The organism is Streptomyces himastatinicus ATCC 53653 (genome assembly GCF_000158915.1).
GTDB classification, from domain to species: Bacteria; Actinomycetota; Actinomycetes; order Streptomycetales; family Streptomycetaceae; genus Streptomyces; species Streptomyces himastatinicus.
The window spans coordinates 1,235,974-1,257,904 of the sequence record NZ_GG657754.1 but is presented as its reverse complement, the minus strand read 5'-3'; the positions used below and the strand labels follow the sequence as shown (position 1 = coordinate 1,257,904).

Genomic DNA, 21,931 nt, shown 5'->3' with positions numbered 1-21,931 from the left:
AGCGCGCCGGTGCGGCTCGGCTCAGTCCAGTGTGATGGTGGGCTTGCGCAGGTCCAGCCATGCGGCCAGGTCGAGGGCGCGTTCGATGGCGGCGCGCTGCTGCGTGGTGATGGTCTCGCCCGGTGCGGCGATGGCCTGCTTCAGCGATTCGACGCGGCACAGGTCGAGCACCGGGTGTCCCGAGGTGATGAGGTCGCTCGCCTGCCCCTTGATGGCGGCCAGATAGGCGGGGTCGAAGCTGCCGGGGTAGCCGCTCTTCTTGCGGTTCGCCACCGACTCGGGCAGCACATCGCGGGTGGCCTCGCGCAGGATGCTCTTCTCCCGCCCGTCGAACGTCTTGAGCGACCAGGGGGTGTTGAAGACGTATTGCACGAGCCGGTGGTCGCAGAACGGCACCCTGACCTCGAGGCCGACCGCCATGCTCATCCGGTCCTTGCGGTCGAGGAGCGTGTTGACCATGCGGGTGAGGTGCAGATAGGAAACCTGCCGCATGCGCTTCTCCAGGCCGGACTCGCCCTCCTTGAGGGGGACCTCCTTCAGCGCGCTGACGTAACGGTCACCGAGATAGGTGTCCAGGTCGAGCCGGGCGGCGAGGTCGTCGGGCAGCAGGCTCGAGGTGTCGCCGAGCATCGGCCCCCCGGCGAGCCACGGGAAGGTGTCGGCCTCGCGCCGCTCGTCGTGGAACCACGGATAGCCGCCGAAGACCTCATCGGCCGACTCGCCGGACAGGGCCACCGTCGACTGCTCGCGGACGGCCTTGAACAGCAGATAGAGCGAGTTGTCCCGGTCGCCGAGCCCGATGGGCAGGTCCCGGGCGTCGATGGCTGCCCGCCGGACGGCCGGGTCGGACAGGGCGGAGCCGTCGAGCACGATGTCCTGGTGGTCGCACTTCACGTACTCGGCCACCGCGTGCACATACGGCGTGTCGACGCTGGGCGCGACGTCGATCGCGCGGAAGTTCTCCGCCTGGTCGGGGAAGTCGACGGCGAAGCTGCGCACGGTCTCGCCGTCCTCGGCGAGCCGGCGGGCGGCGAGCGAGGTCATCGCGGAGGAGTCGAGCCCGCCGGAGAGCAGGGTGCAGCGGGGCACGTCGGAGACGAGCTGGCGGGCGATGATGTCCTCCAGCAGCTCCCGCACATGGGCGACGGTCGCCTGCTGGTCATCGGTGTGCTCGGACACCTCCAGACGCCAGTACGCCCGCTCGCGCAGCCCGTTGCTGTCGACGATGGCCAGATGGCCGGGGCGCAGCTCCTTCATGCCCTTCCATATGGCCTCACCGGGTGTCTTGGCGAACGAGAAGATCTCGCGCAGTCCGTCGATGCCGACCACGGGGGCGGCGAGCGGGTTGGCGAGGATGGCCTTGGGCTCGGAGCCGAAGAGCACGCCGTCGTCGGTCTCGTAGTAGTAGAACGGCTTGATGCCCAGCCGGTCCCGGACCATCACCAGCTTGTCGGTGCGGGAGTCCCAGATGGCGAAGGCATACATGCCGTTGAGCTTCTCGGTGAGGGATTCGCCCCACTCCAGGTAGCCGCGCAGGACGACCTCGGTGTCGGAGTCGGTGGTGAAGCCGTGGCCCCTGCGGCGCAGTTCGTCGCGCAGCTCGGTGAAGTTGTACGCCTCACCGGAGTACACCATGGTGACGGGGCCGTCGGCCGTTTCGACGGTCATGGGCTGGGCCCCGCCGGGCAGGTCGATGACGGCCAGCCTGCGATGGCCGAGCGCCGCCTTGCCCGTCACCCAGGTGCCTGCCGCGTCCGGGCCGCGGCACGCCATCGTCTCCGTCATGGTGTCGAGGAGTTGGCGGTGGGAGGTGAGGTCGCGGCGGTAGGAGACCCAGCCGGTGATGCCACACACGAGTGATCAACCCTTTCGATCGGGAGAGCGAACGGTTGCCTGGGATAACCATCTACCTCTCCGGAGGCGGATCGCTACCTTCCGCCGCCAACGCCGACGGGTGTCGTTTCTCACGCGTAAATTCCTGTTAAGAGAACGTTTCGCCTCGAACGCTGTCCGAAATCAGTGCCCCGGAACGGTGTCCTATGGGGGGCTTACGGCGCATAGAGGGGGCGCTCAAGTATTTTTCCAGCATATGTGTGGTTGTCCGGTGGTTCACTTGCGTCAGGCGTGCCCACGGGGGGCACAGGCCGAGGGGGGAACACCGAATATGGCCACGCCCACGCCCGTCCTCACGGCGCTGGCGATCTACGAAGCCGGCAAGAAGGCGTACGAGGCATACCAGGGCATCGTCGCCTTCGTCAGCCTCGGCAGCCACACTCCCACTCCAGAAGAGGAGATCCTGGCCCGACTGGAGATGCTGCACCAGGATTTCGTCGCCCTCCAGGGGCGGTTCGACGAGGTGCTCGAGGCCGTGAAGCAGGCGGTCCGAGTCGAGCAGCAGGCGTACGTCCTCAATCTGCGGCGCGACCTGGACGGCCTGCGCGGGCGGGCCCGCACGGCCATGGACGAGCTCAACGCCTGGGTCGCCGACGGGCGGAAGGACCCGCTTCTGCGGTCCAACGCGGACAACAACTCACGGCTGGCGGCGAATACGCTGCTGGAGGGCGACTCCTACTTCTACCGCCCGGATCCGAACGCGCCGGAGAGCGTCTTCGACCACCGGCTGGCGTATATCGCCTATGTCTATGTGCTGACCGTCCGGTTCGGCGTGATCGCCGGGCTCAATCCGCAGTACCGCGAGGACCGGCTGGCCCGCGAGGAGCTGACCCGGCACGCGGCGCGGCTGGACTGGGTGTTCGAGCACGCCGATCAGGCCATCGAACCGCACACCGGCGGCGGTCCGGACGACCGTGGAAGCTACATCCTGGGCTACCAGTGCGTGGACCACATCACCGGCTACGACACGGGGCACACCCAACTCGGGTGGCGGCCCGGTGGCCAGGCCGAGTACGACGACGCCCGCGCCTATTACTCCGATGAGCTCCGCGCCGACATGCGGGTCAGGGTCGGTCTGGCCAAACTCATGGCCTTCCGCGACACCGTGGCCTACTGGGCCAAGGACCCGCGCACACCCGGGTGGTCCTCCTGGATGCCGGTGGAGGTGCCGGACACCATGACGTCCGAGACATCCCTGTCCGCCGCGTCGGACCGGCCGGGGCGCACCGTGCTGGTGTGGTGGGACAAGAGCAAGGCGCAGGTCCGCGCCACGTCCTACGACTCCACCGCGACCGCACCGGCGTGGAGCCCGACGGTGACCATCAGCGCGGAGCACGCGGTGCGGCAGGAGCCCATGCCTCGCGCCCTGGCATCAGGACCAGGCCTGATCACGGTCCTGATGCAGGACAAGGACGGCGCCGTCTACGCCACGCGCACCGATGCCGGCCGGCCGACCGGATGGCTGGCCGAGCCGGTCAAGGTGAGCGGCGACTCCACCGACGTCTCGTTTCTCGGGGCGGCCACGACACCCGGCTTCGTCGTCGTGATGTGGCGCGACAACGGAGCAGGCACGCTGATGGCCGCGTTCCAGGATGCCAAGGGAGCGTGGGGCGCGCCCCGGGTGGCTGCCCCGGCCGACGCCGTTTCGCTGGGATCGGACTTCGCGGTGGCCTGTCCGTCGCCCGGGGTGGTCATGGCGATCTGGACCATGAACGAGCAGACGGTCCACAGCGTCACCTACGACCCCCGCGCCGCCACCTGGAGCGCACCGGCGCAGATCGCCGAGTTCCCCGGAACCGACTTCCCGGCGAGGATCTACGCCGTGGGCACCGGCGATGGAAAGGCCGATGTGGTCTGGCGGGGCAAGTTCGGGGCCGTGTGGAACATCCACTACGACGGTGGCTGGAGCGCGCCGGCCGAGATCACCCCACGGCACCTCACCAAGTGGGGCTCGCCCTACACGATCGTCCCGGTGGTGACCGGGGACCGGCGGCTCAACTTGTTCTGGCAGGGCCGGGACAGCCGCGTCCAGACCATCTACCGGGACCCTCAGCAGTCCACTTGGCCGGCGCCATTGCGGCTCGGGCAGCCCTGGTGGTCGTATTCCGAGCTGGCCGCGGTGTCGACGGCGCCGGGCAGCCTATCGCTCTACCGGATGGACTTCGGCAGCGAGATCGGTGAGGTGTCGAAGCTCCAGACGTGTTTCTACGACCCGGCCACGCCCACCGCGCCGGCCCGGATCGCCGATGCGCAAGCCCTGGTGACGCGGGCCCAGACCCTGTGGAACCTGCCGGGCCCGGCGCGCGAGGAGGCCAACGCCCGAGCGGCCGACGCGATCGCGGTCGCCCGCGAAGTCGTGACCCTGGACCCCGGCTACCGTGCGACGCTCGCGCAGTGGCTGGTGTTCCCTGCGGGCGCCTATCTGATGTCCAGCGGCCACCATGACGAGGCCATCGCCCGTATGCAGGAGGCGCTGGGCCTCTACGAGCAGCTGATCGGTGAACAGCCGGGATCCGAGGATCTCCGGTACCGCAAGGCGTGGACGCTGGTCAATCTGGCGCAGGCCCTATGGGCCAAGCCCGACCACGCCCAAGGCACACAGCGCGCCATCGAGGCCACCGACCTGCTTCGCCAACTCGCCACCAGGAAACCCACCTACCGGCCCGGGCTCGCGCAGTGGCTGGTGTTCCCGGCGGGCACCTATCTGATGGGCAGCGGCCGCCACGACGAGGCCATCGCCCGTATGCGGGAGGCGCTCGGCCTCTTCGACAAGCTGATCGGTGAACAACCGGGATCCGAGGATCTCCGGTACCGCAAGGCCTGGGCACTGGTGAATCTGGCGCAGGCCCTATGGGGCAAGCCCGACCACGCCCAGGGAGCGCAACGTGCCATCGAGGCCACCGACCTGCTCCGCCAGCTCGCCACCGGGAACCCCGGGAGGTATCGCGGCGGGCTGGGGGACTGGCTGATGTTTCCGACGATCCCCTACCTGCGGCAGTCCGGCCGACGGGACGAGGCGCTCAAGCGGGCGCGGGAAGCCGCGGACATCTTCACCGCGCTCAACGCCACGGATCCCGCGGTCTATGGGCCGAAGCTGGCGGCGGCGAAGAAGCTCGTCGCCGATATCCAGGCCGAATTGGAGTCCGGCTGACCCGCCTCTACCGTGTCGCGTCATGACGGTCCTGATCATCGGCGGTAGCGGGTTCCTGGGCGCCGAGCTGGTGCGCCAGGCGGCAGCGGCCGGACATACGACGGCCGCGACGTTCGCGACCAGGCCCGGCAGCACCCCGGGGGTCGCCTGGCACGCCCTCGACCTGCGGGACCCCGAGCGCATCGAGGCGGTCGTGGCCGAGGTCGGCCCGCTACTCGTCGTCAACGCGACGAGTAGCGCGTCCGACTGGGCGGTAACGGCCGAGGGGCCGGTCCACCTGGCGATGGCGGCGGCGAAGTCCGGCTGCCGCCTGGTCCATGTGTCCAGCGACGCGGTGTTCTCCGGCGCCCGCGTCCACTACGACGAAAGCTGCCTGCCCGACCCGGTCACCCCCTACGGCGCGGCCAAGGCCGCGGCGGAGACGGGGGTTCGCCTCGTGCACCCCGAGGCCGTGGTCGCGCGCACCTCGCTGATCATCGGCGACCGGCGGTCCGTGCACGTACGCCTGGTGCACGACCTCGCGGCCGGTACCCGAAGCGGCGCCCTGTTCACCGACGACATCCGCTGTCCCGTCCATGTCGCCGACCTGGCCGCCGCCCTGCTGGAACTCGCGGCCTGCGACGCAAGCGGCATGCACCATCTGGCAGGAGCCGACGCCGTGAGCCGTCACGAACTCGGCACCCTCATCGCCAGGCGTGACGGCCTCGACGCCTCCCGACTGCCCGCGGGCCTGCGGGCCGAGAGCGCGCTTCCCGGGGCCCTCGATATCCGCCTCGACAGCGGCGCCACCCAGCGCACGCTGCACACCACGTTGCGCGGCGCCCGTCAGTTCCTCGCGAGGGGAGCGTGAACGCGCGTCATGCCTGGACGGTGGGGCGGACGTTGATCTCGCCGATCTCGACGTCGTCGGGCTGCTCGACGGCGAAGGCCACCGCGCGGGCAACCGCCGCCGGAGAGATGCCCACCGCGTCCATGTTCTTGCGAATCTGCTCGCGGATGTGCGGATCCGCCATGGAGTCGGCGAGATCGGTGCGGACGTACCCCGGCGAAATGGCCGTCGTCCGCACCACCCCGTCGGTGGACTCCGTGCGCAGCCCCTCGTGGACGGTGCGCACCGCGTTCTTGGTCGCGGCGTAGACCGCCATCGAGGGGGACACGGACAGTCCGGCCACCGAGACGATGCTCACCAGGTGGCCCGACCCCTGCTCACGGAAGACGGGCAGCGCGGCGGCCACGCCGTTGAGCATCCCGCGAAGGTTGACATCGATCATCGCCGCCCAGCTTGCGGTGTCGAGGTCGGCCAGCGGGCTGATCGGGGCGATACCGGCGTTGTTCACCAGTACATCCATACGGCCGAACTGGTCGACGGCGCTGGAGACCAGGCGGTGCAGGTCCTCGGCCCGGGTGACGTCGACGACGCACGTGGCGGCGCGGCCGCCCGCCTCCCGGATCTCCTGCGCTATGGCGTCGATGCGCTCGCTGCGGCGCGCCGCGAGGACGACCCCGGCGCCGCGCTCGGCGAGCAGACGGGCCGTGGCTTCGCCGATGCCGCCACTGGCTCCGGTGATGGCGACGATCTTGCCGTGAAGAGAGGGCACTGCTGCCTCCAAGTAAAGTGGACACGTGTCCGCAGTGGGATTCACCCTAGCGGACACGTGTCCACTTGTGCCAGGCGGAACATCAGGAGAGGCCCATGAGCGCGTCAGCCCGTCGTCCGGATGCGGTGCAGAACCGGACCCGCATCGTGGAGGCCGCCCGCGCAGCCCTCGCCGAGTCCCACGACGTCCACCTCAACGAGATCGCCAAGCGCGCCGGTGTTGGACAGGGAACGCTCTACCGGAACTTCCCCAACCGCGAAGCGCTCCTGGCCGAGGTCTACCGGCGCGACGTCGAAGAACTCGTGACCGCCGCCTCCGCCTTGCTGGCGGAGCACGAGCCCGTGGAAGCCCTGCGCCATTGGCTGGACCGGGTGATCGACTACGCCGAGATCAAGCGCGGCGTCCTGGCGGCGCTGGAGCCGGTGGCGTGGCAGGATCTCGTCGCCCACAGCCGCAACCCCATCGAAGGCGCCCTCGCTCAGCTGCTGGACGCCGGGAAAGCGGCCGGTTCCCTCCGCACGGACGTGGACGCCCACGGGGTCCTGCTGCTCATCGCCTACCTCGGCCGGCTGGACCGGGATGAGTGGGAATCGACGGCACGGCCCCTGATGAACGTCATCCTCGACGGCCTTCGCTGACCGGAGGAGTCGTCCATCTGACCCGCGGTCACCGATGTGGTGAATTCTCGTACTTCTTCTTCGAGGGCTCCTCAAGGCGTGCAAGTGTAGCGATATCTCGCTAGCCGGAGGAAATTGGGAGGGGGCCCAATTTGTGTCATACCAATGACGGTCCCAGGCCGCGAGGGCGCCCGCTTCCGCACGCTTTACCGGAAACAGTCACGCCGTACGGATGTTCCGTGGAACGGCCGTGTCTCGCACCCGTCTCCGCAGTTGTCAGCCCTCCCCATGACGTTGACCAAGAGGCAAAACTCGTCGTTCACATGGCGTACAACTGTCGCTCAGTAGTGAGCTGAAGAGGGGAGGGATTCGAGATGGAGGATGACGAGTGGCCAAAGCGCCCATGGCGTGATCCTGCGTGGTGGCTGGTAGCGATTGCGGCTCTCGGATTAATTCATCAGATGATGGTGAACATGTTCCGGTAGCCCCAGCACTGCGGTTCGAACAGGGTGTGTCTCACGGGGCGGGCTCTTCGGGTTCGACCGTCTCGACGGGCACTCCGAGTTCGCGGATGGCCGCGAACTCCGCTTCGGGGGTGCGGGTGTCGGTGATGACCGCGTGGTAGTCGGCCACGGTGCCGTACGCGTACGTGGCGGTCTTGCCGAATTTCGCATGGTCCGCCAGGAGCAGCGCCTGCTCCGCGGCGGCGAGCATGGCCAGCTTCACCTCGGCGTAGTCCTGCAAGGGGTGGAAGAGCCGTCCTTCGAGGACGGCCGTGGCGGACATCAGGGCGAGGTCCGCGCGGATCTTGGACAGAGCGCGGGTGACGGCGGAGCCGGTGCAGGAGTTGAAGTCGCCGTGATAGTGCCCGCCCAGCAGGGTGACGTTCACCCCGGGCGCGCGGCCGAGGCGCTGCGCCAGGCCGACCGAGTTGGTGACGACGGTGAGCTGGTCCAGCCGGGCGAGCACGGGGGCGAGGGGGAAGAGGGTGGTCGAGTCGTCCATGAGGACCGTGCTGCCCGGCTTGACGCGGTCGGCGACGGCCGCGCACAGCGCGGATTTGGCCGCGAGGGCGCTGTTCTCCCGGAACCGGGTGGCGGTTTCCATGGTGAGGGCGGGGAAGGCGACGGCCCGGCCGCGCTCCTTGCGCAGCAGATGGCGCTGGGCGAGGTCGTCCAGGTCCCGGTGCATCGTCATCAGGCTCACGTCGAAGCCGCGGGCGAGGTCGTCGATGCGGCTCTCACCGTGTTCGGCGACATGGCGCAGGATGGCCTGCCGCCGTTCCTCGACGGCGGCCTGTGACAGTCGCGTACGGGCGGACACAGCGACTCTCCTTCCCCTTCGGGTCCTGGTCGGTCCGGCTGCAGGGACGGGCCCCGGCCCAGCACGGCGGCGGTCGCATGGCTCCGGTCCCGCAGTCTCGCACACGGGCCCGGGGAGGCCGGGGCTCATCCGGTTCACGGGCTTCGGACTTCGGCCCGCCGCGCGCTGTCAGGGACCGTCCACCGTGACCAGGACCTTGACGTGTTGGGGATCGGTGGCAGCGGCGAAGGCTTGGGCGGCGTCCTCCAGCGCATAGGTGGCGGTGACGATCTCATCGGTGTCGACGGCGCCCGAGACGATGAGGGACAGGGCAGCACGGTAGTCCTCGGCGGTGTACATCAGGGTGCCCTCGATGCGGAGCTCCCGGTCCTGGATCAGGTCCAGGCGGATCGGGGTCGTACCGGCGGCTCCCACACCCACGACCACGATGTGGCCCTTGGCCACCAGGTCGGTGGCCTGGGCCATGGACCGCTCCCGGGCCACGCAGTCGAAGACGACGTCGGCGGGCTGCACCATCGGTTTCAGCAGGTCGGCCTTGTCGAAGCCGGTGTCCTTGTCGGCGTAGGAGTCGAGTTCGTGCAGCCAGCCGTTCTTCTCCCAGATGGGCACCTCGTAGGCCCCGATGGTGGCCACGTCGTACTGGCCGGCCTGGGTGGCGATGTCCTGGGTGACCTTGTCGCGAAGCTCGTTCTCGGGCAGGACGGTGAAGTTGACCTTGATGCCGGTGTCCTTCGTGAACGTGTTCTTCGTGAGCTTCGCGACGTCCTCCATCTGCGGGTTGCCGACCATCAGCACGTTGATGCTCTTGCCCCCGCCCGAGGATCCACCGGCTCCGGCTCCGGAACAGGAAGTGGAGAGAAGGGCGGTGGCTGCGGCGCCGGCGACATCGATGCGGCGCCCGTCACGCCGCCATCATGAGCAGCATCGCGGACATGGTTCCGCCCATGCCGATGTGAGCGGCCAGTGCCGCGTCCGGCGCCGCGCCGATCCTGCGCCGACGGCCGTGGCTTCCCCGCTCCGCCGCGCGGGCCTTGTCCCACACCGAGATGGTCAGCGATACCAGGAACACCACCACGGTGTCCGGCATGGCGAGCAGCCAGCGCCCCCATGTGCGGCCTCGGCCGCTGTCACGGCCGGCGGGGACGTCCTCCCTGTTCGTTCCCCGGACCCGGGCCCAGAGGGAGGCGCAGATGGACAGCAGGAAGTACACCGCGAGCGCTGCGATCACGTAACGCCAGAAGGAGCCCGAAGACGCCGCTGTGGTGGAGTCGGCCGCGGTGGGCATGCCCGGCGTGTTCATGCCGTGCATCCCTTCCATGCCCTGCATCCCCTCCATGCCTTCCATGCCTTCCATGCCCTGAGCCGAGTCCATCCCGGGCATGTTCTCCATGCCCGGCATCCCGGCCATGGACGAGCCGCCCAGCGCCAGTACCGGCCCCGAGGGTGTACTCGTCATGGCGAGTGTCATGATCACCATGCCGGCGCTGCCGACAATGAGATGCACCCAGTGGCGGCCGTGGCCCCAGCCGCTTGCACGCGTGTGTTTGACGGCCATCATCACGCCGCCGAGAGCCAGGAGGGCGAATGCCGTTGCCCACCACATGCCGTGACCGCCGTACCAGGCTGCCGTTCCGGGCATGGCCATGACAGTCATGCACGCGCCCATCAGTGCATCGCCCCCCGCGGCGAAGCGGGTCTCCCCCCTGGTGGTCACCATGCGGACCAGGCTGACGGCGGCCACCAGCGCGGCGACCGCCGCTATGGACCAACTCAGAGTCTCCATCGTTGCGCTCCCTCTCCGTCCGAGTGCGGTCTCGGTGCCTCGTGCGGCATCGACTGCTGAGCCCCTGAGTACGTAGGAGCTTAGGAGAGCGTTCACTATTACCCCTACCGGGTATATTGGCGGGGTCGCTCACCGGGAGCAGGGATGGGAGCCATGACGACAGCCGAGTCCGGTCGGGGCCGCGCCCGCGGTGGCGCCGCCCGCTGGGCGCGGGCCGCCGCTGTCGCACTGCTCGCCGCGCTCGCCGTACTCCTCCACCACGAGATGCCCTCCTCGGCGCATGCCACCGCCATGGCCGGGATGGCGCGCACGGCCCATGCGCCCTCGGCGACGATGTCCGCGGCCGAGGGTGGGCACGACGACACCGCACGGGCTTCCAGCCCCGCCGCGCACAGTGACGGTGGCGTCTGTTCCGGCATGGCCACGCAGCACTGCTCGACCGCCGGCGTCGACGGCGTGACGTTCATGCCGCCGAACGAGCCCTGGGGCGGCCGCGAGGGCGACGCGCACGCCACCCCGACGGGTCGCTTCGTTCCCGGCACGGTGAGCCGGGCGCCGCCCGACCTTTCCGTTCTCTCTCGATTGCTCCTGTAGGCCGCCTCCACGGCAGCTCCGCGTCCGTGGACGTGATCAGCCGTGCCCGCGCGACCGAACAGAAGGCACATCGAGAAGAGGACACCATCATCGTGAACAGCATCAACCGACGTTCCGTCCTGCTGACCGGGCTCGGCATCGCGGGCGCGGGCGCGCTCGCCGCCTGCGGTGGCTCCGACGGCGAAGCGGGCGGAGCCACCGCCCTGGTCAAGCCGTCCGACCCGGCCGTGGCCGCCGCCGAGAAGAAGCGCACCAGCACCGGCACGGTGCACAAGCTGACCCTGACCGCCGCGCCCGCCATGCTGGAGCTCGGCGACGGCGTCATGGCCAAGAGCTGGGCCTTCGGCGGTCAGGCCCCCGGCAAGGAGGTTCGGGTGTCGGCCGGTGACACCGTGGCCGCCGAGCTCTCCAACCAGCTGCCGAACAGGACGGCCACGTCCATCCACTGGCACGGCCTCGCGCTGCGCAATGACATGGACGGCGTTCCCCCGGCCACTCAGACTGCCGTACGGGCCGGAGCCGGCTTCACCTACCGCTTCATCGCCGAGACCCCCGGCACGTACTTCTTCCACCCACACGTCGGTGTCCAGCTCGACCGCGGGCTGCACGCACCGCTGATCGTGGAGGACCCGAAGGAGCCGCTGTCCTACGACGACGAATGGGTCGTCGTCCTGGACGACTGGGTCGACGGCGTCACCGGCACACCCGACGAGGTCTTCGCCGAACTGAAGCGGGGTATGGGCGGGATGGACATGGGCGGCCACGACATGGGCGGCCATGACATGGGTGACATGGGCGGGATGGACCATGAAGGGGAAGCACAAGGCGCGGGAAAGAGCGCCTCACCGTCCAAGTCCGCCTCCGGCGACGGCATGTCGATGAAGTTCATGCTGATGGGCGCCGAGAGCGATCTGCTCGGCGGGGACGCCGGCGACGTGAAGTACCCGTACCACCTGGTCAACGGGCCGTGTCCCGGGCCGACCCGGACGTGTACACCGGCAAGCCCGGGCAAGCGGGTCCGCCTGCGGATCATCAACGCGGCGGCGACACGCCTACGCGTCGCGCTCGGCGGCACAGATGACATCACCACACGACGCTCTCGTCGAGCACGGCGGGTCGACGTCCTGCTGATCGGCATGGGCGAGCGCTACGACGTACTGGTCACGCTCGCCGACGGCGGCGTCGCCGCTCGTCGCACTCGCCGAGGGGAAGAACGCCAGTGGCATGGCCCTGGTCCGTACCGGCTCCGGCAGGGCCCCGAACGCCACCGTCCGCCCGAAGGAACTGAACGGCGCGATCGTGACGGCCTCCCGGCTTCGCGCGGCGGACGACGTCCGGCTGCCGTCGAAGAAGGTCGACCGGGTGCACCGCATCGACCTGACCGGCGGTATGACGAAGTACAACTGGGCCATCAACGGCAAGCCCTTCGACATGAGCGATCCGACGGCCGCCCCCCTCGTGATCGAGGAAGGGCAGCGGGTCCGGCTCGATTTCACGAACCGCACGGGCATGTGGCACCCGATGCATCTGCACGGCCACACGTACCAGCTCGGGAGCTCCGGACCCCGCAAGGACACAGCGATCGTGCTGCCGAAGAAGAAGCTGTCCGTGATCTTCGACGCCGACAACCCCGGCCGGTGGATGCTGCATTGCCACAACGCCTACCACGGGGAGGCGGGGATGATGGCGCTGGTGGCCTATCGGGCCTGATGGCGCCGGAGGCTCCCGTCACGGTGGACGCCACCATGTGACGGGAGCCCTTCCCCGGGGGAAAACCTGCACACGGCGTGGCGTTGACGGAACTGACGTGATCGACCGGGCTGACCGGGCCGGCGCCCAACACCTCGGCGTACGCGGTCGCGAGGACCATCGCGGACGTCAGCCCGTGCTCGCGGGCACGGCGGCTGATGCGCTCCCAGCCGCCCGCCTCGAGCGTGAAGCCGCGCCGGGAGAACATCGGTTTGGTGACCTCCTCGGGGCGCACGGCGAGCGGGAGCCCGGGGGCGCCCCTCCGTGGTGGCTCAGTGGGCCATGATCGGCCCGGCGGAGGGGTCGGGCTTGCCCTTGGGCAACAGCGTCAGGCCGACCACGGCGGCCATCGCCGCGATCGCCGCGCAGGCGAGGAACGCGCCGCCGAAGCCGTCGACCGACGCCGCCCTGCCACCCTCGAGGCTGGTGCCGGCGACGGCGGCGACCACCGCGATCCCCAGCGAAGCGCCCAGCTCATGACAGGTGTTCACCAGGCCTGAGCCCAGTCCGGCGTCGGCGTGCTCGACGCCGTGCATGGCGCTGGTGATGGCGCAGACGAAACCGGTGCCCAGTCCGAAGGCGAGCAGCAGGAAGCCGGGCAGTACCTGGGCCCATGCGTTGCCCTCCCGCTCCAGGCCGGTCAGCAGCAGCGCCCCGGCCACGGCGAGCACCATGCCGGCGGCGGCCGTCACCCGCCAGCCCAGGCGCGCCAGGGCCTGCGAAGCGAGGTGGGCGCCCAGGGTGGTGGCGATGGCGACCGGCAGGAACATCAGGCCGGTGCGCAGCGCGCTGAACCGCAGGACGTGCTGGAGGTAGAACGAGCACAGGAAGAACGCCGAGATCAGTACGCCCGACGCGGCGAGCATCAGCAGGCTGCCGCCCACCATCGAGGGGCGTGCGAGGAAGGGCAGACGTATCAGGGGCGTTGCCGCGGATCGCTCCGCCAGTACGAAGAGCACGGCACCGACCACCGCGCCCAGTAGCGGGAGCCAGGCGGACTGGTCACCGAAGCCGTGGTCGCGGGCCTGGACCAGCCCGTAGATGAGCAGGGCAGGGGTCGCCGTCATGGTCAGCGCGCCCGGCAGGTCGACCCCGGACGGTGCCTCGCCGTGGCCGTGCCCGTGAACGGCGACCGTCCGCTCCTTGAGCAGCGCGGGGACCGCCGGCAGCACCACGAGACCGATCGGCACGTTGACGAAGAAGATCCATTCCCAGCCGGGCCCGGACGCCAGTACCCCGCCGATCAGCACGCCGAAGGCCGCGCCGGTGCCGCCGATCGCCGCCCACACGCCCAGTGCGCGATTGCGCTCGGGGCCCTGGAACACGGTCATGACCAGGGCCATGGCCGCCGGCGACATGACGGCGGCGGCCACGCCCTGAACGGCGCGGGCGCCGATCAGCACGCCGCCGCTTTCGGCCAGTCCGGAGACGAGTGAGGCGGCCGTGAAGAGTGCCAGGCCGACCAGGAACATCCGCCGTCGCCCGACGAGGTCGCCGATCCGCCCGCCGAGCAGCAGCAGGCTGCCGAAGAACAGCGTGTACGCGGTGACCACCCAGGTCAACGAGCTCGGGCCGAGGGAGAGTTCGGCGCCGATCGTGGGGAGGGCGACGTTCACGACGGTCACGTCGACGATGAGCATGAACTGCGCCATGCACAGCAGTGCCAGGATCAGCCAGCGGCGCGGGTCCGGTGGGCCGTCCGCCGCCTCGCCGTGGGTGTGACGCTCCGTGTTCACCGCAGACTCCTTAACTTGAACAATGCTGTCAGGGTTAACTTAGGGCAAGTCCAAGCTAATCTGAACAGCATTGTTCAAGTTAGCGGCGTTACAGTGAACCTGAACAGTGGTGTTCAACTTATGGAGTGTGCCGTGGGTTCCGTACCGTCCCCGTCCCCGTCCCCGTCCCCAGTCGCCGTCACCCCCGGCGCCGCGGGCCATCCGCTGCGCTGGCCGATCCTGGCGGTGCTGTGCCTGAGCCTGCTGATCGTCGGTCTCGACGTCACCGTGCTGAACGTCGCGCTTCCCACGCTCGTCAGCGAACTCGGCGCCACCACCAGCGAGTTGCAGTGGCTGGTGGACATCTACAGCCTGATGGCCGCCGGTCTGATGCTCGTCGCGGGCAGCGTCGCGGACCGATTCGGCCGTAAGCCCGTCTTCCTGATCGGCCTCGTCCTCTTCTCGGGCGCCTCGGCCGTCGCCGCCTTCTCGGACAGCACCACGTCCCTCATGGCCGCCCGCGCCGTGATGGGAGTCGGAGAGGCGCTCATCATGCCCGCGACGCTCTCCATCATCGGATCGGTCTTCACCGATCCGGCGGAGCGGATGAAGGCGATCGGACTGTGGTCCGCGATGATCGGTGTCGGTCTGGCGATGGGGCCGCTGGTCGGCGGCTGGCTGCTCGGTGAGTTCTGGTGGGGCTCCGTCTTCCTGATCAACGTCCCCATCGGGATCGTCGCCCTGGCGGTCGCCCTCAGGGTCGTGCCGAACTCGCGAGCCGCCATCGCCCGGCGGCTGGACCTGCCGGGCGCCGCACTCTCCGTCCTCGGCGTCGGCACCCTCCTGTGGGCGATCATCGAGGGCCCGGTCAAGGGCTGGACCGGTCCGCCGGTGCTCATCGGCTTCGCCGTCTCGGCAGTGCTGCTGGCCGCCTTCCTCGGCCGCGAGCGCACCGCCAAGGAGCCGATGCTCCCCTTGGGGATCTTCGCCAACCGCCACCTCGCCGTGGGCAACGTCCTGGTCTTCCTGGGCCTGCTGTCGCTGCTCGGCGCGCTGTTCGTACTCGTCCAGTACCTCCAGTTCGTCCTCGGCTACGACGCGGGGGAGACCGGCATGCGGATCGCACCGACCGCCCTGGTCATCCTGGTCGCGGCCCCGCTCGCGTCCTTCCTCGGGCAGCACGTGGGCACCCGGTGGCTCGCCGCCGCCGGCCTCACCTTCGCCACCGTCTCCTTGCTGCTCCTGGCCACCACCGGGAACGGTGACGGCTACGGCCGGGTGCTCGCCGCCATGCTCTTCCTGGGCTTCGGCGCCGGCTTCATCATCGGCCCGACCAGCGACGCCATCGTCGGCTCGCTCCCTGAGGACGACCTCGGCGTCGGATCCGCCACCAACAGTGCGGCCGTGCAGCTCGGCTCCGCGCTCGGCGTGGCCGTACTCGGCAGCCTGCTCGCGGGCACGTACCGCGACCGGCTGGCGGACAGCGGGGGCCGCGGCCGGACTGCCCGAGCCTGCGCTGCACCAGGCCGGCGAATCCGTCGGCGCCGCGTTCGCCGTCGCCGGCGAGCTCCCCGGACGGGCCGGGCAGGCGCTCGCCGAGGCCGCCCGCTCCGCCTTCGTCTCCGGCATGGCACCCGCCATGTTCACCGGAGCCGTCGTCGCCGCCGTCGGCATCCTCGTATCACTGGTGTTCTTCCCGAAGGGCAGGACCGGGTCCGCGGACGGGCCGGGCGCGCCCGAGTCCGCTCCCGCGGAGCCGGGACCCCGCCCCCGTGCGTGACCCGCGAAGCGGGCACCCGCTCCGGGGTCGCCCGTAGACCCGCTGTGCCGGGCCACCGAGTGCGTGGTACGGCGCGAAGGAGGTGACATACGCTCCCACCATGTCCACGCCGCAGAACAAGGTACGTCGAACCACCGGATCGGAACGGGACGAACCGCGCCGACGCGCCGACGCGGAACGCAGCATCGCGGCCATCATCGCCGCCGCCATCGACTGTTTCCGCCAGGACCCGAACGTGAGCCTGACCGCGGTGGCGAAGGCGGCCGGGGTCAGCCGGGTCACGCTGTACGCGCACTTCCCGTCCCGTGAAGCACTCCTGGACGCCGTGCTGGAAGATTCCGTGCAGCAGGCCGATACCGCGCTCCAGGCCCAGCGGCTGGACGAGGGCCCCGCGGACGAGGCGTTCTCGCGGCTCGTCCGGTCCGGCTGGAACATCCTGGAGCGCCACGCCTTCCTGCTCCTGGCCTCCGAGGGCGTCATCGCCCCGGCCCGTCGCCGTACCCACCACAAGAAGGTTCTCGCACGCGTGGAGCGAATCCTGGTTCGCGGCCAGGAGGAAGGGGTCTTCCGCACCGACCTGCCGCTGGCCTGGCTGGTGACCACGTTTTACAGCCTGCTGCACGCGGCGGCCGCCGAGGCCGACGCACGGCACCTCAAGACCAAGAGTGTCCCGGACATCCTCGACCGCACGTTGTCTTCCATCCTGCGGCCGGTCCCCAACAGCTGACGCGGGGCCCTCCATCGGCCGCTCTCGCCATGGGGGCTCGCATTCCGGCATCCCGGGGCAATACATCTTGACCCTGGGGTCAAGATGTATGTTATCGTCCGAAGGATAACTTGACCCTCGGGTCAAAATGGCTCCGTGTTCCACCCGGGACACGGACACCGCAGACCGCCGCGCAGCGCTCCTCGGAAAGAGGTACGTCGAACATGACATCAAGCCTGAGGAATGTCTCCGTGCAGTCGGATGACACGCCTGATCGGGACGAGGGGACTGAAGCGACCGAGGTACGTCCCGCATTCGTGACGCTCGCGTCGGACGACACCGTGGGCGTGTGCACCGTGGACGGGGAGTGTTCCTGATGAGCGCGCCCGAGCGCCCCGAGGGCCGGCTCGTCGTCGATGTGTGGAGCGACATCATGTGCCCGTTCTGCTACATCGGCGACACGCTGCTCGCGCAGGCCCTGGAGAAGTTCCCCCACGGCTCCGACGTCGAGATCCGCTACCACAGCTTCCAGCTGATGCCGCACCTGCCGGCCGACCATGCCGTCGACCTCAACGAACTCCTGTCGAAGGAGCGCGGTTTCCCCAAGGCGCAGGCCAAGGCGATGAACGCGCAGGTCGCCGCTCGCGCCGCGGAGATCGGGCTGGACTTCCGGCTCGACTCCGCGATCGCGACCAACACCCGCGCCGCCCACCGGCTGATCCACTTCGCCGGGAGCCAGGGCCGTCAGCACGACATGGTCCAGCGGCTCTTCCGCGCCTACTTCACCGACGGACTCCATGTCGGCGACCACGACGTCCTCGCCGGACTGGCCGCGGAGATCGGCCTCGACCGGAGCGCCGCCCACGAGGCGCTGGACAGCGGCGCGTTCGACGCCGACGTCGACGCCGATGTGCGGCAGGCCGGGCAACTCGGCATCGGCGGAGTCCCGTTCTTCGTCTTCGACGGTCAGTACGCCGTGTCCGGTGCCCAGCCGGTCGAGACGTTCCTGGAGGCACTCGACGTCGCCTGGAAGGGCAAATTCACCAAGAGCGCATGAGTGGCTGGTGTCCCTGCTACCGCGCTGGTGTTCCCGCTGCCCTTCGGCTGCCCGTCGACTGGACGGTACGGGTGGCGCGCTCGTCGTCGCGCGACGCGGGAGGCGAGGAAGGCGCCGATCACGGCGACTCCGAGGACGCTGCCGGTCTGCCGGAAGGTGGAGCGAGGGACGAGGCGACGCCGGCCTGGGAGACGGGCATGCCGGAGACGGCGGTGTGGGTGATGGGGACTTTGACAAAGCCGAAGCCGAGTCCGAACAGTGCGCAGCCCAGGATCAGGGGCCAGGTGTGGGTCTGCCCGTCGAAGGCGGCGAACAGGGTGCCGCTGGAGGTGATGGCGATGCCTGCCACGATGAGAGGGTGTCGGGGCCCGTACCGTGCGACGAGTCGGCCCGACAAGGGGGCGCTGAGGAAGGTCATGACGGCCATGGGCAGCAGCCAGAGTCCGGTGTGCAGCGCGCTGAGGTGGCGGGCGTTTTGCAGGTAAAGGGTGGTCAGGAACAGGAAGCCGCCCAGGGTGCTGAAGCTGGCCACGGCGTTGACCGCGGCGCCGGTGAATGAGGCCGAGCGGAAGAACCGCAGTTCCACCAGGGGCTCGTCGCGACGCAGCTCGTACGCGATCAGAACAGCGGCGAGCGCGAGTGTCAGGGCTGCCAGCGTCAGCGTCAGGGGGGAGGCCCAACCGCGGTCGGGGGCCTGGATGATCGTGTAGGTGAGAACGGCCAGGAGGGCGATCACGAGGACTCGGCCGACGGGGTCGGGGCGGCGGACCGGCGGCCATGGACAGGCCCACGACGGCTCCCTACGCTCCGATGGCGCGGGCTCGTTGGCGGCGGTCGGTGAAGGTGTGGGGATGATCGACATGGCAACCGGGTTGAGCATCGAACCGCCGACGGCCTGCACCATGCGGAAGACGACCAGTGTCTCCAGTGTCGGAGCGAGCGAGCACAGTGCTGATCCGAGGTGAAGACGACCAGCCCGGTGATGAAGACACGGCGGCGCCCGATGCGGTCCGCCATGGACCCGGCGAGCATCAGCAGCGAGGCCAGGACGAGGGTGTAGGCGTCGATCGTCCATTGCAGGCCGGACAACTGGGCGTCCAGATCCCGTTGGAGAGTGGGCAGGGCGATCTGTAGGACGGTGTTGTCGAGGCTGACGATGAACAGGCTCAGGCAGCAGGTCGCCAGGACCAACTGACGGCGGCGGGTGGACAGGGGCGGGGAGGCCAGGGACGTACTCACGACCTCCATGCTCAAACGTGCTGCCCTGTATGCCTTCGGCGCGGCACACCTCCAGCGTGGCGCCAACCTCTCCGGCGTCGTGTGGCCGGACGACCACCAAGGGCGACACCCCGGTACAGGGAGGCGTCGGATGATGCGCTATGTCATCGCCGTCGCCGACGAAGGCGGGTTCCAGAATGCGGCCCGGCGGCTCCATATGGCGCAGCCTCCGCTCAGCCGCCAGATCGCCCAACTCGAGCAGCGCATCGGCGTGATTTGCCGAGACGGATGAACTGATCGCACGCACCGTGCGTGCCGAGCACGGCGAGCTCGGCGCCGTCCGCGTCGGCTACATCCTCTCGGCGGCCTACGACACCATGCCGCGTCTGATCCGTGCGGTGGCCAAGGAACACCCCGACGTGCAGGTGGTCCTGCGTGAAAGCTGGACACCGGACCTCGACGCCGCCCTCCAGAACGGCGACTTCGACGTGGCCATCTCCCACACGCTGCCCGACCGGCCCGAATACCGGCGCCGGCCCCTGCGCCGGGAGAACTTCGTCGCCGTCGTCGACATCAACCACCCCTTCGCCCAGCGCGGTTCCGCGAGCCTCGAAGAGTTCGAGGGGCAGACGTTCTGCTTCTACTCCCGCGCCAACGCCCCTGCCCACCACGACAAACTCACCACCATGCTCGCCCGGACCGGCAAAGCCTTCGCCTTCCGTGAAGACCCCGCCTCGGCGCGGCGACCTCCGCGATCGAGTTGACCGGCGCCACCGCCACCCTCGACCTCGCCCTCGTGTGGCAGGCCGACGAAGCGACGCCTGCTGTGCGGGCGTTCCTGACCGCGGCCGAACAGCTCGCCAGGAACGAAGGGTGGATCCAGGAGCGGCGCTCCCCACGGCGGGTTCACCGGCACCGGCAAGTGCCATCTGAGTGCCGACGGCCATTGCTGCCTGTGTCGCAGCACCGCCGGACCTGGCCGTCCTCGGCGGATTGATACCCCCCGGGGGTATGCTATGGTCTGACCCCAAGATACCCACTGGGGGTATGTGGCGAGAAGGGGTAGAGCCATGTCGGCCGTCAATCCTCGGCGTTGGTGGGCACTCGTCGTGCTCGCCGCCGCCCAGTTCATGGTGATCATGGATACGTCAATCATCGGAGTGGCGCTCCCCGAGATGCAGAAGGATCTCGGCTTCTCACAGGGCGAGCTCCAGTGGATCTTCAATGCGTACGTCATCGCCTTCGGCGGACTCCTTCTGCTCGGTGGCCGCCTCTCCGACCTGCTCGGCGCGCGTAAGGTCTTCACCACCGGGTGGGTGATCCTGGTCGCGGGCTCGGTCGTCGCGGCCGCCGCGCAGACCGCCGGGGTGGAGGTCGTCGGCCGCGCCGTGCAGGGCGTGGGTGGTGCGCTGATCGCACCCTCGGCCATGACGTTATTGATGATGCTCTTCGCACACGACCCGAAGGAGCTCGGCAAGGCCATGGCGCTGTACGGCGCCGCGGCTCCTGCGGGCGGTACGGCGGGTGTCTTCCTCGGTGGCGTGTTCACCGAGTGGCTCAGCTGGCCGTGGGTCTTCATCATCTACATCCCGATCGGTGTCGCCACCCTCGCGGCCACCAAGCTGCTGCCGGCCGTCGGCGGTCGGCGCGGCGGGGTGGATGTGCTGGGCGCGGTGGCGGTTACCGCGGGGCTCGCGCTGTCCGTGTTCGCCGTCGTCCGGGCTCCGGAGGTCGGGTGGGGCTCCGCCGGTACCGTGTTCCAACTGCTCGGTGCCGCCGCGTTGCTGCTGCTCTTCTTCGTGATCCAGAAGACGGTGCGCGAACCGCTGATGCCACTCGGTATCTGGCGTGTCCCGCGGCTCGGCTCGGCCAACCTGGCGATGACCCTGCTGGGTGCCGCGTGGATTCCGATGTGGTACTTCCTGAACCTGTACCTCCAGCAGGTGCTCGGCTACGGGGCGTTCGAGTCCGGGGCTGCCCTGCTGCCGATGACCGTGCTGCTGATGATCTTCATGACGGCGATCACGGCGAGGCTGATGGCCACGTTCGGTGCGAAGCCGCTCATCGGCGGCGGCCTGCTGGTGCTGGCGGCCGGTCTGGTGTGGCTGTCCGCGGTCGAGCCCACGGGCACGTTCGTGGTGGATGTTCTGCCTGCCTCGCTGGTCTCCGCGCTGGGCATGTCGCTCGCGTACATCCCGGCGATGATGACGGCCATGTCGGGAGCGCCGCAGGAGCAGGCGGGCCTGGCGTCGGGCATCGTCAACACCACCTATCAGGTGGGTTCGGCACTGGGTCTGGCCGCGCTGACCGCGGTGGCCACGTCGCAGGGCGCCGGTCAGCTGGGCAACCTGCCCCGGCTGACGGACGGCTTCAGTGCGGCCTTCATCTGGGCAGCCGCGATCGCAGCGGTGGCAGGTCTGACCACGCTGCTGCTGATGCGTGGCGACAAGGCCACCGCAGCGGCCCAGGTCGACGCCGCTCCGGCCGCCCGGGGAGAGCGAGCCACCATCTAGCGGCCGGAGCCAGGAGAAAGCCAACAGGGCCGTCCGATGCCGGGGAACCGGCGTGAGGACGGCCCTTTTTCATGCATGGAGGAGCACACGTCATGGACATCCGGGCGACGCCGGGGGAGTCGCCGTCCACGGCAAGGGAATCGGGGTTCTGGAACGCGCGGTGCGGGTGCCGTGGCGTTTCCACGTCACGGCGTGAACGCGCAATCGCTCAGGGCGGGGACGCCTGGCATCTCT

General features: G+C 69.4%; 17 protein-coding genes and 2 pseudogenes. 12 read left to right on the top strand and 7 right to left on the bottom strand.

Going from position 1 to position 21,931, the window contains the following annotated elements:
* Positions 1 to 21: 21 nt before the first annotated feature.
* A complete protein-coding gene (gene asnB / locus SSOG_RS04665; RefSeq protein WP_009713057.1) occupies positions 22 to 1,854 on the bottom strand; it encodes an asparagine synthase (glutamine-hydrolyzing) in 1,833 nt (610 codons plus the stop codon).
* Between the two features lie 310 nt (positions 1,855 to 2,164).
* Between asnB and SSOG_RS04660 the strand changes: the two genes are divergently transcribed.
* Complete coding sequence (locus SSOG_RS04660; RefSeq protein WP_039936572.1) at positions 2,165 to 5,044, top strand: tetratricopeptide repeat protein; 2,880 nt, start codon at positions 2,165 to 2,167, stop codon at positions 5,042 to 5,044.
* A 22-nt stretch (positions 5,045 to 5,066) separates the two neighbouring features.
* Positions 5,067 to 5,894, top strand: coding sequence for an SDR family oxidoreductase (locus SSOG_RS04655; protein WP_009713056.1), 828 nt, complete (start codon positions 5,067 to 5,069; stop codon positions 5,892 to 5,894).
* Positions 5,895 to 5,901: 7 nt separating this feature from the next.
* Here SSOG_RS04655 and SSOG_RS04650 read toward each other — a convergent pair whose 3' ends face one another.
* On the bottom strand, positions 5,902 to 6,642 hold the full coding sequence (locus tag SSOG_RS04650) for an SDR family oxidoreductase (RefSeq protein WP_009713055.1): 741 nt from the start codon (positions 6,640 to 6,642) through the stop codon (positions 5,902 to 5,904).
* Positions 6,643 to 6,737: 95 nt separating this feature from the next.
* On the opposite strand from SSOG_RS04650, the gene SSOG_RS04645 reads away from it, so the two are divergent.
* A complete protein-coding gene (locus tag SSOG_RS04645) occupies positions 6,738 to 7,280 on the top strand; it encodes a TetR/AcrR family transcriptional regulator (protein ID WP_009713054.1) in 543 nt (180 codons plus the stop codon).
* Between the two features lie 495 nt (positions 7,281 to 7,775).
* Here SSOG_RS04645 and SSOG_RS04640 read toward each other — a convergent pair whose 3' ends face one another.
* The 3 genes from SSOG_RS04640 to SSOG_RS04630 form a co-directional block, all read right to left on the bottom strand.
* Entirely contained in the window at positions 7,776 to 8,582 is an 807-nt protein-coding gene (locus SSOG_RS04640; protein ID WP_039936571.1) for a DeoR/GlpR family DNA-binding transcription regulator, read from the bottom strand.
* Between the two features lie 168 nt (positions 8,583 to 8,750).
* Positions 8,751 to 9,473 (bottom strand): extracellular solute-binding protein, encoded by a 723-nt coding sequence (locus SSOG_RS58845; RefSeq protein ID WP_078510243.1) that lies wholly within the window; start codon positions 9,471 to 9,473, stop codon positions 8,751 to 8,753.
* Between the two features lie 10 nt (positions 9,474 to 9,483).
* Positions 9,484 to 10,299 (bottom strand): DUF5134 domain-containing protein, encoded by an 816-nt coding sequence (locus SSOG_RS04630; protein ID WP_106516594.1) that lies wholly within the window; start codon positions 10,297 to 10,299, stop codon positions 9,484 to 9,486.
* A gap of 219 nt (positions 10,300 to 10,518) precedes the next feature.
* On the opposite strand from SSOG_RS04630, the gene SSOG_RS04625 reads away from it, so the two are divergent.
* The 3 genes and pseudogenes from SSOG_RS04625 to SSOG_RS58330 all read left to right on the top strand — a co-directional run bounded on the left by SSOG_RS04625 (position 10,519) and on the right by SSOG_RS58330 (position 12,669).
* Positions 10,519 to 10,959 carry a hypothetical protein gene (locus tag SSOG_RS04625; protein ID WP_154685890.1) on the top strand — a complete coding sequence of 147 codons (441 nt, stop codon included), beginning with the start codon at positions 10,519 to 10,521 and terminating at the stop codon, positions 10,957 to 10,959.
* A gap of 299 nt (positions 10,960 to 11,258) precedes the next feature.
* Positions 11,259 to 12,071, top strand: a pseudogene (locus SSOG_RS58335) (multicopper oxidase domain-containing protein); the annotation flags it as partial.
* 112 nt (positions 12,072 to 12,183) lie between these two features.
* A complete protein-coding gene (locus tag SSOG_RS58330; RefSeq protein ID WP_425385464.1) occupies positions 12,184 to 12,669 on the top strand; it encodes a multicopper oxidase domain-containing protein in 486 nt (161 codons plus the stop codon).
* A gap of 311 nt (positions 12,670 to 12,980) precedes the next feature.
* Here SSOG_RS58330 and SSOG_RS04615 read toward each other — a convergent pair whose 3' ends face one another.
* The gene (locus SSOG_RS04615; protein WP_009713047.1) at positions 12,981 to 14,444 is read right to left on the bottom strand and encodes an MFS transporter; all 1,464 of its coding nucleotides are present in this window, start codon (positions 14,442 to 14,444) and stop codon (positions 12,981 to 12,983) included.
* 132 nt (positions 14,445 to 14,576) lie between these two features.
* On the opposite strand from SSOG_RS04615, the gene SSOG_RS04610 reads away from it, so the two are divergent.
* From SSOG_RS04610 to SSOG_RS04600, 3 genes are all read left to right on the top strand, one after another.
* On the top strand, positions 14,577 to 16,289 hold the full coding sequence (locus SSOG_RS04610; RefSeq protein ID WP_050799767.1) for a DHA2 family efflux MFS transporter permease subunit: 1,713 nt from the start codon (positions 14,577 to 14,579) through the stop codon (positions 16,287 to 16,289).
* A gap of 14 nt (positions 16,290 to 16,303) precedes the next feature.
* The gene (locus SSOG_RS04605; RefSeq protein ID WP_063631536.1) at positions 16,304 to 16,930 is read left to right on the top strand and encodes a TetR/AcrR family transcriptional regulator; all 627 of its coding nucleotides are present in this window, start codon (positions 16,304 to 16,306) and stop codon (positions 16,928 to 16,930) included.
* Between the two features lie 355 nt (positions 16,931 to 17,285).
* Positions 17,286 to 17,966 (top strand): DsbA family oxidoreductase, encoded by a 681-nt coding sequence (locus SSOG_RS04600; protein ID WP_039936570.1) that lies wholly within the window; start codon positions 17,286 to 17,288, stop codon positions 17,964 to 17,966.
* An 80-nt stretch (positions 17,967 to 18,046) separates the two neighbouring features.
* Here the strand turns inward: SSOG_RS04600 and SSOG_RS48165 are convergent.
* Positions 18,047 to 19,214, bottom strand: a pseudogene (locus SSOG_RS48165) (MFS transporter); the annotation flags it as partial.
* Between the two features lie 121 nt (positions 19,215 to 19,335).
* Between SSOG_RS48165 and SSOG_RS48160 the strand changes: the two are divergent.
* The 3 genes from SSOG_RS48160 to SSOG_RS04585 all read left to right on the top strand — a co-directional run bounded on the left by SSOG_RS48160 (position 19,336) and on the right by SSOG_RS04585 (position 21,697).
* Positions 19,336 to 19,476 carry a helix-turn-helix domain-containing protein gene (locus SSOG_RS48160; RefSeq protein ID WP_078510241.1) on the top strand — a complete coding sequence of 47 codons (141 nt, stop codon included), beginning with the start codon at positions 19,336 to 19,338 and terminating at the stop codon, positions 19,474 to 19,476.
* Positions 19,477 to 19,492: 16 nt separating this feature from the next.
* The gene (locus SSOG_RS04590) at positions 19,493 to 19,948 is read left to right on the top strand and encodes a LysR family substrate-binding domain-containing protein (protein WP_050799764.1); all 456 of its coding nucleotides are present in this window, start codon (positions 19,493 to 19,495) and stop codon (positions 19,946 to 19,948) included.
* A gap of 306 nt (positions 19,949 to 20,254) precedes the next feature.
* Positions 20,255 to 21,697 carry an MFS transporter gene (locus SSOG_RS04585; protein WP_009713041.1) on the top strand — a complete coding sequence of 481 codons (1,443 nt, stop codon included), beginning with the start codon at positions 20,255 to 20,257 and terminating at the stop codon, positions 21,695 to 21,697.
* Positions 21,698 to 21,931 lie beyond the last annotated feature (234 nt).

Excerpts from the sequence above, each read along its gene's own strand:
- SSOG_RS04660 (WP_039936572.1), top strand. The coding sequence starts at position 2,165 with ATGGCCACGCCCACGCCCGTCCTCACGGCGCTGGCGATCTACGAAGCC.
- SSOG_RS04655 (WP_009713056.1), top strand. The coding sequence starts at position 5,067 with ATGACGGTCCTGATCATCGGCGGTAGCGGGTTCCTGGGCGCCGAGCTG.
- SSOG_RS04645 (WP_009713054.1), top strand. The coding sequence starts at position 6,738 with ATGAGCGCGTCAGCCCGTCGTCCGGATGCGGTGCAGAACCGGACCCGC.
- SSOG_RS04630 (WP_106516594.1), bottom strand. The coding sequence starts at position 10,299 with ATGGTGACCACCAGGGGGGAGACCCGCTTCGCCGCGGGGGGCGATGCA.
- SSOG_RS04625 (WP_154685890.1), top strand. The coding sequence starts at position 10,519 with ATGACGACAGCCGAGTCCGGTCGGGGCCGCGCCCGCGGTGGCGCCGCC.
- SSOG_RS58330 (WP_425385464.1), top strand. The coding sequence starts at position 12,184 with ATGGCCCTGGTCCGTACCGGCTCCGGCAGGGCCCCGAACGCCACCGTC.
- SSOG_RS04605 (WP_063631536.1), top strand. The coding sequence starts at position 16,304 with ATGTCCACGCCGCAGAACAAGGTACGTCGAACCACCGGATCGGAACGG.
- SSOG_RS04600 (WP_039936570.1), top strand. The coding sequence starts at position 17,286 with ATGAGCGCGCCCGAGCGCCCCGAGGGCCGGCTCGTCGTCGATGTGTGG.
- SSOG_RS48160 (WP_078510241.1), top strand. The coding sequence starts at position 19,336 with ATGATGCGCTATGTCATCGCCGTCGCCGACGAAGGCGGGTTCCAGAAT.
- SSOG_RS04585 (WP_009713041.1), top strand. The coding sequence starts at position 20,255 with ATGTCGGCCGTCAATCCTCGGCGTTGGTGGGCACTCGTCGTGCTCGCC.